The sequence below is a fragment of the Bombilactobacillus sp. ESL1092 genome (assembly GCF_058107465.1).
Window position 1 is genome coordinate 763,449 of the sequence record NZ_CM176594.1, and the last position, 17,456, is coordinate 780,904.

A 17,456-nucleotide genomic window follows, 5' to 3' on the forward strand; every position below is an offset into this window, starting at 1 on the left:
AAAATCTACTTCACTAAGAGCCCTTACATGATATTTATAAACCTTGCACAAACTTTTGTCAACCATTTTAAAAAATGGTACGACCCAATTATTTATTTAAATTAACGAAGGTGGCAAAATTCCAGTACTTATAGTGCAAACGCATGCTCGAATATTCAAACGGAATACCGTCATCACGAAAGAAAATCCCCGCCATAATGCCCACTGGTTCAGTCGGTTTTAACTGCAATAATTTTTGATCCGTCGGTGAAGACGGTTCGGCAGCCATATCTAAATACGCCCGATTAATCACCTCTCCTTTTTGTTCTTCTAAGTAATTAAACAAAGAATTTTCCAAAACTTTTTGTGAGAGATTAGGCAACAAGCGGACGGGTAAATAACTCGTCTCAATTAAAATTGGAATTTCATCCAGCTTGCGGAGCCGCTGAAATACATAAACAAAATCGTCGTCATTTAAAAATAAATTTTGTTGGATTTCCAAAGGCGGCTTTTGCACATCTAAACTTAAAACTTGAATTTGCTGCGTTTGTCCATTCTTAACCATGGCTGTTGTTAAACCAACATTGTCACCCGTATAATCTAGTGCAGTTTTATTTTTTAAAAATAGCGGATTAATAAAATTGCCTGAACCTTGTTTTTTAAAGATGATACCTTGATCAGCTAATAGTTGGATCGCCCGCTTAATTGAACTGCGGCTCACGGCAAAGCTTTCACTTAGGCTGCGTTCATCCGGCAATTTGAGATTAGCATAGTGATGGTGAGTAATGTTGCGCTTGATCGTTTGGGCAATTTGAACATAAATTGGTTTACTCATGCATTTTTCCATCCTTACTTTTGAAAGTTATCAAATCTATTATGCCATGTCAGGGTAAGCTTTTTCAAAATGAATCCGCGTCCATGAACAATCACCTCAAATTTATCAAAAGTCAAATAAAATATTTTCAGTAAAACTATTAGAATAATTATTACAATCTCACAAAAATAGAGTAAAATTACAATTATTAACTAGGTAATTCACAGAGTTGGTTCAGGGAGATGCTAGAATGATTGCCAAACGAAATTGGCTGATTATAAAAAATTCTTACTGCACGATTGCTTTCTTAATTGGTTTTATCTGCCTATTTACTAGCCATCTAACCCAAGCGGCTGTTAATTTGCCGCCAACTAACGTTCTGCAATCGAAAAGTATTAATTTACTTCCGACGCAAATTCAAAATCCACTGATCAAAGATAGTGAACCACTAGCTAGTTTGACTCCACCTAATGGTAACGCCGTCGATACCTCTTGGTGGAATTTTACTGCAACCACCGGCACTTTAACCATTAACCTAGATGCCTTAAAGCAAGACAGTACCAAATTTCAGCCGACTTACACAGATTCTGAAAATTACAAATATTATCCGTGGTATTATGCTTTAAACGGCAACTTGTCCCAAATCAAAACTGTGACTTTTCAAAATACCAGTAGTCAAAAATTTACCCCGCCCAATGATGATCTGGGTTGCTTATTTTGGGGAATGAGTAATTTGACCAAGATTAATGGTTTAGACCAACTCAACACTCATTATGTTGTGGTCTTTAGTAGTTTATTTAACGGTTGCCAAAGTTTAGATTCAACGCAAATGAATAAACAAATTGCTGCCTTAGATTTATCTGCCGCTAATACCACGACGAATATGTTTAAAGGCTGTACAGATCTCACGCAATTAGATTTAAGCTCCTGGTCAAAAAGCGCCAATGGTCTCAAGACTAGTAATATGTTTCAAAATTGCACTAACTTAACGACGATTAACCTAGGAACTAACTTTGCTAGCAATAATTTTACCGATATTTCGGGAATGTTTAGCGGGGACAGCGCTTTAACAACTATTCAAAATATTGAACAACTAAATGTTACCAATGCTGCAGATTTATCTAACCTGTTTAACAGTTGTCAAGCACTAACAACCCTCGACTTGAGTCGTTGGCAAATCGGCGCTCAAATCGGCACTAGCAATATTAAAACTATTAATTTAGCTAAAATGTTTCAAGGGTGTACTCATCTAACTAGTATCTCAGGACTTGAACAATGGCAGACTGATAAAGTCGGAGCTGCCAATGGTCTATTTGATCATTGTACTGCACTGAAAGACATCAACATCAGTACTTGGAACCTAGATCAAGCTACGAACCTTGGCAGTATGTTTTCCAACTGTTCAAGCTTACAAACCATTGCTTGCGCCAATTTAATCGGCAGTCAAAATAAATTTTTTGATAATCTTTTTTATAATGATTCTCAATTAGTCCAACTTGATATCGGCAAATTAAATATGAAATCCAGTACGGCGCAAGCCAATATGTTTACAGGAACGACTAATCTGTGTAAATTAACACTCAGTCCGTATTTGAAATTAGGAACCAGTTGCGGTTTACGAGCTGCCCCTGGAAATGGTAAGGCCTTTAGTACTGATCCCAGTGAAGTCAATCCTCAACATCTTTCGACGTCCGATAGTTGGCAAGAATTAGGAACTGGCGCCGACGACTATCAGGCCAATGGTCCTTTATATAGTAATAATGATTTAATAAAACTTTACCCAGGTACAAATAATCCCACAACCGTGAAAACTTACGTCTGGCAATCAGGCTGGTGGGGATTATCATTAACCACGGGCAACTTAGTTTTATTTGATGATGGCAATAATAGCGTCCATCAACCACAAGCAACGACCACTGATACTCAAAACTCACCATTAGGGACTTGGCCGTGGCAGCCTTACGTTGACCAAATCAAAAGTGCGAGCGTTAACGCGACCGTAAACACGGGGAAAGTGCTTTTCAGTAATGCCAGTGGCTTACTGGCCAATTGTAAAAATTTACAAACCGTTTCTAATCTCAATGATTTATCGATTGATAACGCCTCAATTGACCATCTTTTTTATCAGGATACTAGTCTGAAACAATTGGACCTAACTAATTTGGACACTACTAAAACGACTAATGATACTAATTGCTTGGCTGGTTTAACTAATTTATGGAAAATCACTTTAGGCAAGCAAACTAAATTAACGCTTGCTGCTAAATTGCCAACAGCTCCTGGCAATAATACCGCTTTTCCAGAAAATAATAACTATCAAAGTTTGACTAACAATTGGCAAGAAGTTAAATCAAGTGACACTAACATTTATCAACCTAGTGGTGCTCTTTTGACTAATGCTCAAATTGAACAACGGGCATTAGGGCAAGTTCAAACCTATATTTGGCAGCCGAGCTGGAAAGTCGTCTTATCTAAATATCCTCGTTCTTTATCACTCAATCACATTTATGATTATCGCGCGGGGTCTGCGCCCTTAGTAGGGCCACAAGAATTTGAAATTCAAGACAATCGTCCTACTCCTAACAATGACTGGCAATTAAATGCCAGTGCACGCCAAACTAAAGGTTCAAATGTTGCAATCTTATTTAACCAGCAAAGTATTATGAATCAAAACACTGTGATTCAATCTAGTAAAAATTTAACTGCAAATACGAGCGAGCAATATCAATGGAATTATCCTGCTAGTACCGGCTTTGGTGTTAGTTGGCAAAATGGTGTACAAAGACCGAGTTTAAACAATCAGTTTATTATTACCTACTCTCTAACAGATTCACTACATTAATTGAATAATAGTTTTCAAAATAAAAAAGTTGGAGTAACAACCAGTCTGTGACCGCAGCAATCCTTGTTAATACAAGCATTGGTCTCAGATTCTTGTTCTCCAACTTTTATTTATTCAGCGCTTGGTTCTAAAAAACTGTTCGTCGAATTTAACGAAAAATTATATTTACTCTAGCTTCAGCAGCTTGGATTCGCCACTAAAATCTTACTCAAGATGAGGTTGCCCTGTGGAGGCGGTTGTGCCGCCGTCAACAGTTAAAATTGTGCCCGTAATGTAAGCAGCATCACTGGATGCTAAGAACAATACTGCGGGGGCAATATCTGCTGGCCGACCTGGACGTTGTAAAGCAATCCGATTAATAAATGGTTTTAATTGTTCATCAGATTGTGCCATCCCCTTCGTCATATCTGTCAGTGTAAAGGCTGGCGCCACCGCATTCACTCGAATACCATCTTTACCCCAATCTAACGCTAATGATTTGACAAAGCCATTCACGGCATGTTTGCTGGCATTGTAAATGGATTGTTGCCAATCACCATTGCTGCCAGACACTGATGATACCGCAATTAATGTTCCTTTGGTTGCTTTTAAAGCTGAATAGGAAGCTTTCGCCAAATAGAAAAAGCCATCAATATTAGTTGCTCGAACTTTTTCCCAGTCAGCTTGTGTTAAATTAGCAATTTCATCGGCAGCAAAGGCGGCCGCATCACTGACCACAACATCTAACTGACCAAACTGGGAAATCGTTTTGGTTACCGCCATTTGTGCTGTATCCGGCTGGGAAATATCGCCAACAATGACTAAAGTTTTAGCAGCATCATAACCTTGAACAGTTTCTTCCAGTACCTTTTGGCGCCGACCTAAAACAGCCACTTTAGCACCATTATCTAAAAAGCCTTGCGCAATGGCGCGGCCAATACCACTGCCACCACCAGTTACTAAAACTACTTGATCATTTAAAGCGTATTTATTAGTCATTTTCAATCTCCAATTGTTATAATGAATTATTATTTTGTACTAAAAGAAAGGTCGTTTCACTCATGAAAAAAACCTACGAACAGTTACTCAAATGCAATTGTGCCACAGCGCAAACTTTATCTTTAATTGGTGGTAAGTGGAAAGTTTTAATCCTGAATCACTTAGCCGAAAAAAGCTATGGTTTTAACGAATTGCAACGTTCTTTATATGGCATCACCGCACATACACTGACCCAAACTTTAAAGGAATTAGTGGCAGACCAGCTCATCGTGCGCACCGATTTTCAAACTAATCCGCCCAAAACTCAATATTCTCTTTCCAAGACAGGGCAAGAACTCAAACCACTTTTAAGTGAAATTACTAAGTTTGGTGAAGAATATCCTGCTTTAAGTCTGAATTAATCTAGTTCGGTTAACCTTGCTTTCAAGAAACCGTGTGCTTTAATTGCTAAAGCTAGCGAATCGACATGGGCTGGATTTAGTTCCGCGTCTACCATGACCCAGCCGTGATAACCCTGCTGAATAAAATCAAACACTGGTTGAAAGTCCAAATCCCCTTGTCCGGGAACTGTAAAAGTATCATTTAAAATCGTCTTGCCGAAGGCCGAACCGGTTTGTTGAAACTTCTTCAGCTGCTTTACATGGACATCCTTTAGATGCAGATACACGATCCGGGCAGCATATTGCTCTAAAAGTGGCTGATAGGAACCATCTGAAACAAAAGCATGCCCTGTATCTAGCAATAGTCCGACTAAATGAGGATCAGTATGATCCATCAAGCGGGATACTTCCGCTATGGTTTGGACACCAGTTCCTAAGTGATGATGATAGGCAATTTGGACATCGTATTTTTGCGCTATTTTGCCAAACTCATTTAATCCTGAACACAATTGTCGCCATTGATCATCAGTAAAGATCGGTTTATCAGTAAAAATATTCTGGTCTGTTCGGCGTTGAATGGAATTAGTTTGCTCTGATAAGACTGTAAAATGAGCTTGCATAGTAGCTAATTTTTGACAATGCCGTTCAAAATCAAGACAGGATTGTGTGATGCCGTCTCGCAAGATAAAACTGCTAAACCACTGACCAGCAATTTTGATGGTTCTAAGATCTGCTTGTGCTTTCACTTGTTGTGCACTGGGAAAATAACCCGCTCCTTCGGTGCCTTGATAACCCGCTAAAGCAACTTCATCCAGAATTTGCCGGTAATCTGTCTTTTGCCCAATTTTAGGGTCATCTTCATTCCGCCAGCTAATTGGTGAAATCCCCAATTGCACTTGATACTTACTTTCAGAATTCATCAGCTTCACTTCTTTTCAACCAACTAATCCAACAAAATTTAATTATTATCTTTTGCAAAAACTTGGTCGTAACCGCCCATGGTTTCGGCAATTTGCTCTAAAAAGCTCGGTTTGATGCCCAAATCTTCCATGTCAGCTTGCACTAGCCGGTATCTAATCGCCTGTTCCTCATTGCTTTGCACTTTTTGCACCCATTTAGGTTCCCAAATGGACTCGTGCCCCATTGCTACCAGGTCAAATTCTGCACTGGCTGTTTGAACTTGTTGCGGTGTTTTGATGCCACCAACCACAATTAAGGGCATCGCCCCAGCAACTCGTTTCTGTATAGCTTCATTAACAATGACCGTCGATTTTGGATCACGACTTGGTGTTTTCCAAACATCGCCTTGCGAAACATGTAGATAGTCAATTGGATATTGCTTTAATTCATCAATTAATTGCAACGTATCATCTAAAGTGATCCCCGGATTTTCTAACTCTTCCGGTGACAACCGATAACCGAGCAAAAAGGACTTCGGCGCATATTGTTCAATTACCTGAGCAACCTCCTGCACAACGGCTAATGGGAATTTCATTCGCTTTTCTAGTGATCCGCCCCAAGCATCTGTGCGCCGATTAGAATGCGGAGAGAAAAATTGTTGTAATAAAAAGGTGTTAGCGCCGTGGACTTCCACGCCATCAAAGCCAGCTTGAATCGCTCTTTTTGTAGCTAAGCCAAAGTCCTTAATGGTTTGTTCAATCTCAGCAGGCGTTAATTCACGGGGCACTTGAGCATCTGGACGTTCTGCCGCTACAGCACTGGCACTAACTGGTTGTTCACCCCGCAAAATTTTGTTATTGGACATGCGTCCTGCACTAAAAATTTGAATGACAGCTTTAGTACCATTTTGCTTCATCGCAGCTGCTAAACGACTTAAACCAGGAATAAACTTGTCATCAGCAATACTCAATTCACCTTCAAAACCTTTACCTAAAGCATTGACGTTTGCTGTGGCTGTAATAAATAAACCTGCGCCACCTGTATGCTGAGCATAATAAGCAATTTCATCACTCGTGACCGTTCCATCTTCAAAGGACATTTGTTCTGTCATAGGCGGAATCACAATGCGATTTTTTAATTGCACAGCTTTATTTTTAAAATGATATGGTTGTAAAAACTTGTATTCAGTCATATTTATAATTGGCCTCCCTAGCTTCGTTTTGATCTGTGCCAGTAGTATAATTCATAAAGTTAGTCAATAACAGTACTGACTTTTTTGATACTATTCACTTCAACTTGTCAGAAGCTGACCCTTATCTTATGATGAAGCTAAGAGTTAGAGGTGATACCCATCGACTATTACCAAGTATACTTAGATATGTATCAATTATTTGGACCCCAATTTTGGTGGCCATCAAAATCCGATTACGAAACTCTAATCGGTGCTATTTTGGTGCAAAATACTAATTGGAAAAACGTTGAAAAATCGCTATGTAATTTACGTAGCCAGACTAACTTTGAGCCCCAATTATTATGTAATTTATCCTTAGAACAGCTGAAAATTTTAATTAAACCCAGTGGCTTTTACAACGCTAAAGCCCACACCATTCAAGCGGCGTTTCGTTTCTTACAACCCTATCAGTTCAATTTTCAAACCGTAGCCGATGAATTTCCGCAAGCTAAATTGCGTCAGCAGCTTTTAAAGATTAAAGGCATTGGCAATGAAACAGCTGACGCTATTTTATTGTATATTTTCAACTATCCAGTTTTTATTGCTGATGCTTACTCTAAAAAGATGATTTTCTACTTAGAAAACAAAGACGTACAAAAAAAGACCTATCGGCAAATCAAAAATTACTTAGAGCCACCGTTACTGGCGCATATGTCCGTCAAAGATTTTCAAGAGTTCCACGCTTTAATTGATGATCATTTATTCGATTATCTACATCAAAAACTGAATTAGACTGGTTGAAAAAAGACTAAGTTCCTTCAAAATATGAGTAAGGCAGATGACATGCAATCAATATCAAACGATTTGATACAACTAATTTTAAATTTATTATCAAAGGCATCCTGATTGGCATTTTAACAGGACTGGTCGTTGGTAATTTTCGCTTATTAATTGTTAAATCTTTAGCTACTTGGCTCAAACTTTACCAATTAGCCCATATCCAGCATTCATTCTTATTAGTTATTTTACTTATTAATGTTGCAATTGCCATCATCATTGGTTTATTAACTAAACGACAACCCCACATTATGGGTTCCGGTATTCCGGAAGTTGAAGGCCTATTAACTCAACGGATTAGCTTAAAGTGGTGGCCCATTCTTTGGCGCAAATTCATTGCTGGTGTTTTAGCAATCGGATCAGGGTTGTATTTAGGGCGTGAAGGACCATCCATTCAGCTAGGAGCGGCGGTCGGTCAAGGAATAGGTGAATACTGGGAACCATCAGCTAAAAATCAACGAATTTTATTAGCTAGTGGCGCTGCTGCTGGATTATCAGCGGCCTTTAACGCTCCGATAGCAGGGACTTTATTTATTTTAGAAGAAGTTTATCATGATTTTTCCCCATTAATTTGGATGACCTCCTTATCCGCTGCCATTAGTGCAGATTTAATCTCAATGAATATTTTTGGTTTAAAACCCGTTTTGTACATGGCTCATTTACCCGTGTTTCCCCTCCATTCCTACTACCATTTGTTATTTCTTGGTCTAATTCTGGGAATTTTCAGTTTTTTCTATCAAAGAATTTTATTACTGATGTCTTGGTTATACGCCAAATGTTTCGGCTGGTTACCCCGTATTTTTCATGGTTTAATTCCTTTGTTATTAGTAATTCCTTTAGGCTACTTTTTACCACAAACTCTTGGTGGTGGTAACAGTATTATCTTGAACTTAAGTAAATTGAAGTTGGGACTTCAAGCTTTACTGTTTTTATTATTATTGCGCTTTATTTTTTCGATGATTTCCTATGGCTCAGGACTAGCTGGTGGAATTTTTTTACCAATTTTAACTTTAGGAGCCATTACGGGCACATTATATGGCACTATCGCTGTCAAGTTAGGTTTACTGTCAACCAAATACATCGTCAATCTCCTAGTATTTGCAATGGCTGCTTATTTTGCCGGAATCAGTAAAGCTCCGTTTACTGCTATTTTATTAATTACCGAAATGGTTGGCTCTTTGCAACATCTCGTTCCACTAGCCCTTTTGTCGTTAGTGGCTTACATTGTTGATGATTTATTCGGTGGTGCGCCCATCTACGCATCCTTATTAGCCAAAATGACCATTCCGCAAACGCTCCACCAGATTAGTGGTCACCCCATACAATTTGAGTTACCAATCTCGACTGATAGTTCATTCAACGGTCAACAAGTGCGCGACATTCAGTGGCCGAAGGATTGTTTGTTAATCGGTATTCGCCAAGGCGCCAAAACCCTGATCGCTCACGGTGACACACTCATCATGGCGGGTGAAACCTTAATTATTCTGACCGATGCTAGTCAAGCCGACACAGTTAAAAACCTCTTGCATCAATTGGAATAATCTGCGTATTCTTGCACATTTTACTATTTCTGTTAAGATATCAATGATTATCAATTTTTTAATAAGTATTGGTTGGAGTTTCGACTTTCAAGAATTTGCTTTGGTTTGGGTTGCCAAAGACTTTTTTGAAAGTCTTTTTTTATGATTTGAAGGAGTTTGTTCGCTAATGAAGTTTATGAGTTCATTATGTTTAATCTTAATCACCACCACTATTTTAGGTCATCTTAGTAGTAGATTGCACCTCCCGACTGTTATCGGTGAACTGCTGAGTGGCGTCATTTTAGGCCCGGCATTTTTGCATTGGGTCCAGCCAAACAATTTACTTCAAACTTTTGCAGAGATTGGCGTCGTCTTGTTAATGTTCATGGCCGGGCTGGAAAGTGACTTATCGACCCTCCGCCGCTTTTGGCGTCCCAGCATTTTGGTTGCAGTATTGGGGATGATTTTACCAATTTTCACCGCTTATTTTACTGGCCGCTTTTTTCATTTTTCACGATTAGACAGCTTATTTTTAGGTGTGACATTTGCTGCAACTTCCGTTTCCATTTCTATTGTTGTTTTACAAGAAATGAACCAATTGACCAGTGCCGAAGGAGCCACGATTCTAGGTGCAGCGGTAGTCGATGATATTTTGGCAGTTATCGTTTTTAGCATCTTGCTTAGTTTTGTCGGCAGTCATGTTACAACTAGCACCCAGCAGCAACATTTACCGTTGACACTAGCACTTCAAGTTGGCTATTTGATAGTTTTATTAGTTCTTGGTCGGTGGGTAATTCCCTATCTGATGCAACTTAGTTCTCAATTGCTACTTCCCAATTCCGAAACTATTATGGCCTTAATGATTTGCCTTAGCTTAGCTGTTCTAGCCAATGCAGTCGGTTTAAGTGATGTTATCGGGGCCTTTTTTGCTGGCCTAGCTATCGGTCAAACTAACCATCAAACGAGTATCAATCACGAATTGCAGCCCATCGGCTATGCCATCTTTATTCCAGTCTTTTTTGTCAGCATTGGCTTGAATATTTCTCTATCCGGAATTCTGCAAAACATGGGATTATTTTTAGTATTAGCTATTGGTGGTATCATCGCAAAAATGTTAGGTGCTGGTTTAGGTGCGCGCTTAACTAAATTTTCTAGACATAGTTCTGCTATCATCGGTGCTGGGATGATCTCGCGCGGGGAAATGGCTTTAATTATTGCCCAGTTAGGACTACAGAGTCATTTATTCTCCAGTAATCGTTACTCAGCAATTATTGGTGCTATTATCGCCACAACATTAGTCGCACCGTTACTTTTAAAAGCTGTCTTTTCTCATCCCTAAAAGGTCAGCAACCATTATATAATAATCATTAAATAGCTAATCGAAACTAATTACCGTACCTCTCTCATAGAATAATCTGGCTATCACTGGTATAATTAGTCTCAAAATTCACTTTGAAATGGGGAATAATTGTTTTGTCAGACGCTCAGATATTTATCAACCTTATCTGGATTGTTGTCATCTTTGCGATTGCTTTCTTCTTTATTTTGGCTGAGTTTGCCTTAGTAACCACTCGCGTGAGCCAAATTGAAGATGCAATTGAAAATAAGCAAGGAAATCAAAAAAAATTACACCGTGCACTACACATGGTCAACAACTTAAATGAGTACTTATCCACTACTCAAGTGGGCACAACGGTGACCAGTTTAATTTTAGGTTGGATTGGTGAAGACACCCTACAATCTTTTTTTGATCAAGTTTTGGGTATTTCATTGAAATCTTCAACAACGCTTCACGCTATTAGTTCCGTGGTTGCTTTGCTTTTATTAACTTACCTGCAAGTGGTAATCACTGAAATTGTCCCGAAAAATATCAGTATTGATTTACCAATGAAAATGCTTCTATTAACTGTCACGCCACTACAAGCCTTTCACACCTTAGCCTATCCTTTCGTCTGGCTACTGAATATTTCGGCAACGGGCATTGTCAAAATGATCGGAATGAAGCCCGCTGACTCAGAAAGTGAAGTTTTTAGTCAATCAGAAATTTTACGTTTATCGCGTGATTCGGTCAGCAACGGCGAATTAGACAAAAATGACTTACTGTATATGCAACGGGCCTTTGATCTCAATGACAAAGTAGCTAAAGATATCATGATTGATCGCACCCGGCTTTATGTTGTTGATGTAACTGACACTGTCAATGAAGTCATTAAAGATTATTTACAGCAAGGTTTTTCACGTTTTCCAGTTGTGGCGAATAATAACAAAGACAAAATTTTAGGTTACGTTTATATTTATGATTTAGTGCGGCAAAAACAGGTTAATGGCCAGATTCCCATTAGTCGTATGCTGCGTTCCATTGTGACCGTGCCCGAAAATATGCCGATTCATAATATCTTAACGCAAATGATTGCCAAGCAAACGCCCATCGTCGTCGTCGTTGACGAATATGGTGGTACCAGTGGTATTGTCACTGACAAAGATATTTATGAAGAATTGTTTGGTACGGTTAAAGATGAAGTTGATAATGTTTCCGAAGAGTACATCATCAATAATCATGATGGTTCTTATTCAGTTAGTGGACAAACCACACTTTATGATTTTGAACGTTACTTCAAAGTTGATTTAGCTGAATTTGAAGACGTGGACTCCGTTACTTTATCCGGCTATATGCTCGATCAAAATCCGAACTTGCATTTAAACAGTATTGTCCAGTTAGATAAATTCACCTTTAAAGTGGTGGATTTCGAGCATTCTTATGTTAATAAATTTTTAGTAACTATTAATAAACCAGCCAATCAAAAGTCGGTTCCATCATCAAATGAATAATCGCACCATAACTTTAAAAATTAAAAGCATTACAATCAGAAATTAATCTTGATTGTAATGCTTTTTTAGTTGGTACAATTGAATTAAAATAATATTTTTAACCTAATTGACTTTGCCGAGTAGTGAGATAGCGTTTCGCCAGCCAACTAGAATACAAGACACTCAAGACAAAAACACTCAAAACAATCAGTAAGCCTAATCCCCCATTAACACTCATATTGCCACTTCCAGTCACTGCATTTTGGCACAAGTCCCACAATGTATGGATTAGTATCACTAGTAATAGATTATCGGTAATTAAATATAAAACAGCAAAGAAAACCCCAATGCCCGCCGCATCAATTGTCGATAAAAGTACTGCTTGCCAGTGCTGTGGTGCACTGAAAAGATTCATTACGTGCATTAAACCAAAAGCGATTGAAGAACTCCAAATCGCAAAGCCATAACCGGAATGCTTTTTAACATAAGACAATCCCAGGCTTAAAAATAAACCGCGATAAAGCAGTTCTTCCAACACTCCCGAACGAACTGAAAAGACTATTTGCTCCAGATTGGGCCACTGCCAAGTTTTGAGAGGATGAAGCCAAACTGCTGAATCCAAATAAAAGATAATGATAAAGAAAATAATCATGGAACCAAAGAGAATCCGCTTCTTTTTCAAGCCTGTCCAGTTCCATAAAATGATAGGTTTTAATTGTAATTCCTGAATAGAAATATAGATAAACGGAATGATCATAAAAACCATGCAAGCCAAGAGTGAATTTCTCCAAAAGAGCAGACTGTGCGGGATTGGTACCGCAGAATAAGTATAGCCTGCAAAAATATTAATCATGAATTCATAGACTAAAATAATCAATAATGGCAATACTACTATTAACGACCAGCGATGATGTGGCCGTACTAATGTGATAGTAAAAACACTACTAATGGATAATAATGTCATCAACAAGATGAGCCAGAACGTGCTGATAAAAAATGAGCTGTGTGCCAACCAAGTTTTCAAAACATAATTATTAATAAATACATCTTGCGTCAAAAGTACCAGCACAAACCATTGTCCCCAAAAATTAATTTGATTTAAAATATGGGAGTGAAAACGATGTGTTAATTTCGGTAACCACCGATTATCAAATAAATCAAATCTCAACCCGAACGCGATAAACACAATCCCAATTATTAAATAATTAAATTCCAATTGTTGTGAGAGCATATTGGTTCCTACACCCAAAAACAGCAATATTAAAAAGGTTGCTAAATAACTGAAGTTCATAAACGTTTTCCAACTTTGGTAATTCATCTTTGTTGCCTTCCTTCACATTAATCTTACTATCCCACAAATTATGCCAAAATTTTCCAGAATTAAAAGAATTTTCCACTAAGTGCTACAAAAATGAACATTGATGACACATTGCTGCCACTATTCAAACTTTGTTGCGCCTACATAATGAATCTGGAATCAAAAAATTTTATCATCAATTTAGACGAGTATTGTTTTATTCCAAACCACTTTGTCTTTCCTTAAGATAATTTATTTAACAATTTTTAGCAAGTACGTGCTTGCTTTTAAAAACGAATGCGCGTATGCTCTCCTATATCAAAATAAGGAGTTGAAATCATGCATTTGAAAAAATTTTTAAGTAATCGCGGCACTATCTTAGGTTTTCTAGTAACTTTATTGTTTGGAATTTTCGTTTTTTTGATTTATTTTACTGGTTATCAAGCCATGCCCAACAACTTGGACCAATTACCGGTGACTATTGTCAATCAATCCAAATCTAGTCACCAAATTAGTCAGCAATTAAAAAAGCAGCTTCCTTTCAAGCACATTCATGAAACTCGAGATCTCCAACAGGCGCAAGCTAATTTAGCAGCGCGCAAAACTTATTTAATTATTGATATTCCTACCAATTTTGCACAACAAGCACTGCACAATAAGCAACCACAATTAACCTTTTATGTTAATCAAGCCAATCCCACTAGTGTCAATACTAGTTTGAACACGGTAACTCAAAAAGTTAGCTCCCAGCTTACACGACAGCTAACTTTGAAACAGACTACTTTAAAACTAGCTCAACCACAATTAACTGCATTAAAGCAAACACTAGTCCAACAACAGCAAGCGGCCCAAGTAAAAGTTACCCAAGCCAAACAACAAATTGCTGCCGCACCAGAAGAACAGCAGGCCAAATTAACTGCCCAATTACAACAGCAAGTTCACCAGCAGCAACAACAGGCGCAAAAAGCAGCCCAGGCCAAAGCGCAAACAATTCTGCGAGCTGCCAAACAACAAGCACAAAAACAGAGCCAGCCTGTTATTAAAGTTCAACTACACACCACCAATCCCGTTAAACAAGGGATGAATTATTCCATGGCGCCCTTTTTCGCCACCATTGCTTTATTTTTAGGTACGATGATTGCCGCACTATTACTTTATGGAACTTATGCCAAATTCGCCCAACAGATCGGCCGTTTTCAAGCTTTTTTCCATATTGAGATTGTCTACTTGTTAATTTCTTTCGTTAATGGCGGCCTAATTTCCTGGTTCATGAGTGTCATGTTAAATCTCCACCAGCTGAACTTAGGATTACTTTGGTTGGTTCACAGTCTCTTCATGCTGACTGCATTTAATTTTACCAGTGTTATCTACTTTGCCATTGGTCAAATTGGCGTCACAGTAAATATTTTGCTCACGATGATTCAAGTAGTTTCTGGTGCGGGCATGCTGCCAGTGAGTGCTATGAATGGCTTTTATCGCACCATGCACTACATCTCACCGATGTATTACAATATTCAGGCGGATATGATTAATTTTTATGGCGGTCACGGTCTCAGCGCCAATATTCAAGGCCAGTTATTCTTATTAATTAGTTTGATTGTTTTGAATTTAATTATTATAATTATTCGTAAAAAACAACCATTTGTTGATTTAAGAAAGCTGAGTTAACTATGACAGACGATACCGACCAAAAAATTATGCTAGCGTTTGCTACATTAGCTAGTAAATATGGCTACCGTGGAACTACCACCCGCAAAATTGCCCAAGAAGCTGGCATTAACGAGAGTACTTTATTTCGCCATTTTCCAAACAAAAAGGCTTTATTAAAGTACTTAGTTGATAATTACATTAAGCAAATTCAAACAAATGCTAAGTCTTTTCAAATCAACGGTGATGTGCGGACTGATTTTCAACGCGCAATGCAAGATTACCGAAATTTTATTGACCAACACCAATTATCATTTTTAATCACGGTACGAGAGGGACATGAATTTCCAGAACTAGTTGATGCTAGCCAAAGATTTTTTGATACGCGCTATCGTCTGTTTGTCGATTTTTTTCAAGAATTACAACATCGTGGTCTTATTAAAAAAAACATTAACGTCGAAGCCGAAGTTTTGAATTTAATTTTGATGAACTTTGGCAGTTCCGTGTTGAAATATGACTTATCAAATATGACTATTGGTAGTCATGCTCCAACAGACAATACAGAGATTTTCTTAGATCATTTGATTGCGGACAAAGACTAGAATTGAACCATAAAACTACCCAAATATGAATTTTAAACTAAATAACAATGATTTAATCCAATATAAAAAGGCGTTCTTAAACTTATCAGAAAAGTTTTTGAGCGTCTTTTTTAGTTATTAAGAACCACATGTTCTAAATTCATTTTACAAATTGATATGATACTATTACAACTCGTAAATTTATGTTCCTCAAGTTGGATGAGTTATGAATTAAAACCATTATTGTTCGTTTTTCTGGAGCAGATTGAGCATAAGAATAATTTTGATTAACTACTGCAAAACCATTTTTTACAGCAATTGGATTTTGGCCGCTGCACATTGCTCTTGCATTTCTTCAGGCCAGACACTAGCTTGCACTTCACCAATATGTGCTTTACCTAACAATAACATGCATAAGCGGGACTGCCCGATACCACCACCAATCGTTAATGGTAACTCGTTATGCAAAATACCTTGGTGATACGGATATTTTAACCGGTCAGTTGCTTTTTCATGTTCCAACTGACTTTGCAGCGATTTTTCGTCAACCCGAATCCCCATACTGGACAACTCTAAAGCAGCTTGCAACGGTTCATACCAGAATAAGATATCCCCATTTAATTGCCAATCATCATAGTCTGGCGCCCGGCCGTCATGTTTTTGACCATTGCTTAATTCACCGCCAATTTTCATTAAGAAAACGGCGCCCAATTCTTTACAAATCGCGTTTTCACGTTCCCGGGGCGATAAATCTGGATAACGGTCTAATAACTCTTGTGTAGTAATGAAATGTATTTCATCAGGCAAATGATAAACCGCTTGTGGATAACGATACCAGACTTCATCTTCTAAATGCTTCACTACTTTAAAAATTAACTTAACAGTTTGCTTTAATGTATCTAATGTGCGTTCTTCGCGCGTAATTACTCGTTCCCAATCCCACTGATCAACGTAAATCGAGTGAAAATTATCCAAATCTTCATCTTTGCGAATCGCATTCATGTTTGTATATAAACCTTCATGAACTTGAAAACCATATTTTTGTAGTGCTGCGCGCTTCCACTTAGCTAACGAATGGACAATCTCAATTGAGTCATCAGGATAATCTTTCATCTTAAACGCTACCGGAGTTTCCACGCCATTTAAGTTATCATTCAAACCGGTGCCATGTGGTAAGAACATCGGCGCACTTAATCGCTCTAAGTGCATGGCTGCACCAAATTCGGTTTGAAAAGTTTCCCGAATATACCGAATTGCTTTTTCGGTTTCTCGAACTGATAATTTTGGATCATAGTCTTTCGGAATTATTAATGTCATGGAAATATCCTCCTTAATTAATTATCAATTAAATAAAACTAAAAAAAAGCCCTTCATCCCAATCAAGGGACGAAGGACTCGCGGTACCACCCTAGTTGCTTTGCAGCCAACTCAAACACGTACAAACATACGCTATGGATGATAACGGCCATTACCGGCAAACCTTACTTAACTAGTATTTTCAGGCCTACAACTGACGAAAGTGTTTTTCAAATAGTTAATTCTGGTATTGGGTTCTCACCGCTCCCAACTCACTGTCCAGTTCAACTATTTTACTCCTCTTTCTGAATGTTTTTAGTTTTTATGGTTATCACTATAACACCAAAAATTAAAATTGCAAGATATATATTAAAAATAGATTAGCAAAAAATGTTATTTAATAGCT

The 17,456-nt window shown here is 38.0% G+C and carries 14 protein-coding genes and 1 other annotated feature; of the genes, 8 read left to right on the forward strand and 6 right to left on the reverse strand.

The window, feature by feature from the left end; genetic code table 11:
• Window positions 1-88: 88 nt before the first annotated feature.
• Entirely contained in the window at window positions 89-814 is a 726-nt protein-coding gene (locus AC3B6Y_RS03510; protein WP_489756764.1) for a GntR family transcriptional regulator, read from the reverse strand.
• Window positions 815-1,043: 229 nt separating this feature from the next.
• Between AC3B6Y_RS03510 and AC3B6Y_RS03515 the strand changes: the two genes are divergently transcribed.
• Window positions 1,044-3,635, forward strand: a complete 2,592-nt coding sequence (locus AC3B6Y_RS03515; RefSeq protein WP_489791409.1) for a BspA family leucine-rich repeat surface protein — start codon at window positions 1,044-1,046, stop codon at window positions 3,633-3,635.
• Between the two features lie 204 nt (window positions 3,636-3,839).
• Here AC3B6Y_RS03515 and budC read toward each other — a convergent pair whose 3' ends face one another.
• Entirely contained in the window at window positions 3,840-4,613 is a 774-nt protein-coding gene (budC, locus tag AC3B6Y_RS03520) for a meso-2,3-butanediol dehydrogenase (RefSeq protein WP_489756766.1), read from the reverse strand.
• 62 nt (window positions 4,614-4,675) lie between these two features.
• On the opposite strand from budC, the gene AC3B6Y_RS03525 reads away from it, so the two are divergent.
• Window positions 4,676-5,014 carry a winged helix-turn-helix transcriptional regulator gene (locus AC3B6Y_RS03525; protein ID WP_489756767.1) on the forward strand — a complete coding sequence of 113 codons (339 nt, stop codon included), beginning with the start codon at window positions 4,676-4,678 and terminating at the stop codon, window positions 5,012-5,014.
• On the opposite strand, the gene AC3B6Y_RS03530 is transcribed toward AC3B6Y_RS03525, so the two are convergent.
• Window positions 5,011-5,913, reverse strand: coding sequence for a TIM barrel protein (locus tag AC3B6Y_RS03530; protein WP_489791410.1), 903 nt, complete (start codon window positions 5,911-5,913; stop codon window positions 5,011-5,013). The two genes, AC3B6Y_RS03525 and AC3B6Y_RS03530, sit on opposite strands and share 4 nt — an antisense overlap.
• Before the next feature lie 38 nt (window positions 5,914-5,951).
• Window positions 5,952-7,085, reverse strand: a complete 1,134-nt coding sequence (locus AC3B6Y_RS03535) for an NADH-dependent flavin oxidoreductase (RefSeq protein ID WP_489791412.1) — start codon at window positions 7,083-7,085, stop codon at window positions 5,952-5,954.
• 186 nt (window positions 7,086-7,271) lie between these two features.
• On the opposite strand from AC3B6Y_RS03535, the gene AC3B6Y_RS03540 reads away from it, so the two are divergent.
• The 4 genes from AC3B6Y_RS03540 to AC3B6Y_RS03555 all read left to right on the forward strand — a co-directional run bounded on the left by AC3B6Y_RS03540 (window position 7,272) and on the right by AC3B6Y_RS03555 (window position 12,250).
• A complete protein-coding gene (locus AC3B6Y_RS03540; RefSeq protein WP_489791414.1) occupies window positions 7,272-7,856 on the forward strand; it encodes an endonuclease III domain-containing protein in 585 nt (194 codons plus the stop codon).
• 56 nt (window positions 7,857-7,912) lie between these two features.
• Window positions 7,913-9,442 (forward strand): ClC family H(+)/Cl(-) exchange transporter, encoded by a 1,530-nt coding sequence (locus AC3B6Y_RS03545; RefSeq protein WP_489757689.1) that lies wholly within the window; start codon window positions 7,913-7,915, stop codon window positions 9,440-9,442.
• Between the two features lie 166 nt (window positions 9,443-9,608).
• Window positions 9,609-10,760, forward strand: a complete 1,152-nt coding sequence (locus tag AC3B6Y_RS03550) for a cation:proton antiporter (RefSeq protein WP_489756771.1) — start codon at window positions 9,609-9,611, stop codon at window positions 10,758-10,760.
• Window positions 10,761-10,894: 134 nt separating this feature from the next.
• Window positions 10,895-12,250 carry a hemolysin family protein gene (locus tag AC3B6Y_RS03555; RefSeq protein WP_489756772.1) on the forward strand — a complete coding sequence of 452 codons (1,356 nt, stop codon included), beginning with the start codon at window positions 10,895-10,897 and terminating at the stop codon, window positions 12,248-12,250.
• A gap of 97 nt (window positions 12,251-12,347) precedes the next feature.
• On the opposite strand, the gene AC3B6Y_RS03560 is transcribed toward AC3B6Y_RS03555, so the two are convergent.
• Window positions 12,348-13,547 carry a CPBP family intramembrane glutamic endopeptidase gene (locus AC3B6Y_RS03560; RefSeq protein ID WP_489791416.1) on the reverse strand — a complete coding sequence of 400 codons (1,200 nt, stop codon included), beginning with the start codon at window positions 13,545-13,547 and terminating at the stop codon, window positions 12,348-12,350.
• A 318-nt stretch (window positions 13,548-13,865) separates the two neighbouring features.
• On the opposite strand from AC3B6Y_RS03560, the gene AC3B6Y_RS03565 reads away from it, so the two are divergent.
• Window positions 13,866-15,194, forward strand: a complete 1,329-nt coding sequence (locus tag AC3B6Y_RS03565) for a YhgE/Pip domain-containing protein (protein WP_489791418.1) — start codon at window positions 13,866-13,868, stop codon at window positions 15,192-15,194.
• Between the two features lie 2 nt (window positions 15,195-15,196).
• A complete protein-coding gene (locus AC3B6Y_RS03570; protein ID WP_489791419.1) occupies window positions 15,197-15,775 on the forward strand; it encodes a TetR/AcrR family transcriptional regulator in 579 nt (192 codons plus the stop codon).
• A 288-nt stretch (window positions 15,776-16,063) separates the two neighbouring features.
• Here AC3B6Y_RS03570 and asnA read toward each other — a convergent pair whose 3' ends face one another.
• The gene (gene asnA, locus AC3B6Y_RS03575) at window positions 16,064-17,071 is read right to left on the reverse strand and encodes an aspartate--ammonia ligase (RefSeq protein WP_489791420.1); all 1,008 of its coding nucleotides are present in this window, start codon (window positions 17,069-17,071) and stop codon (window positions 16,064-16,066) included.
• 62 nt (window positions 17,072-17,133) lie between these two features.
• Window positions 17,134-17,369, reverse strand: a binding site (T-box leader).
• Window positions 17,370-17,456: the final 87 nt, after the last annotated feature.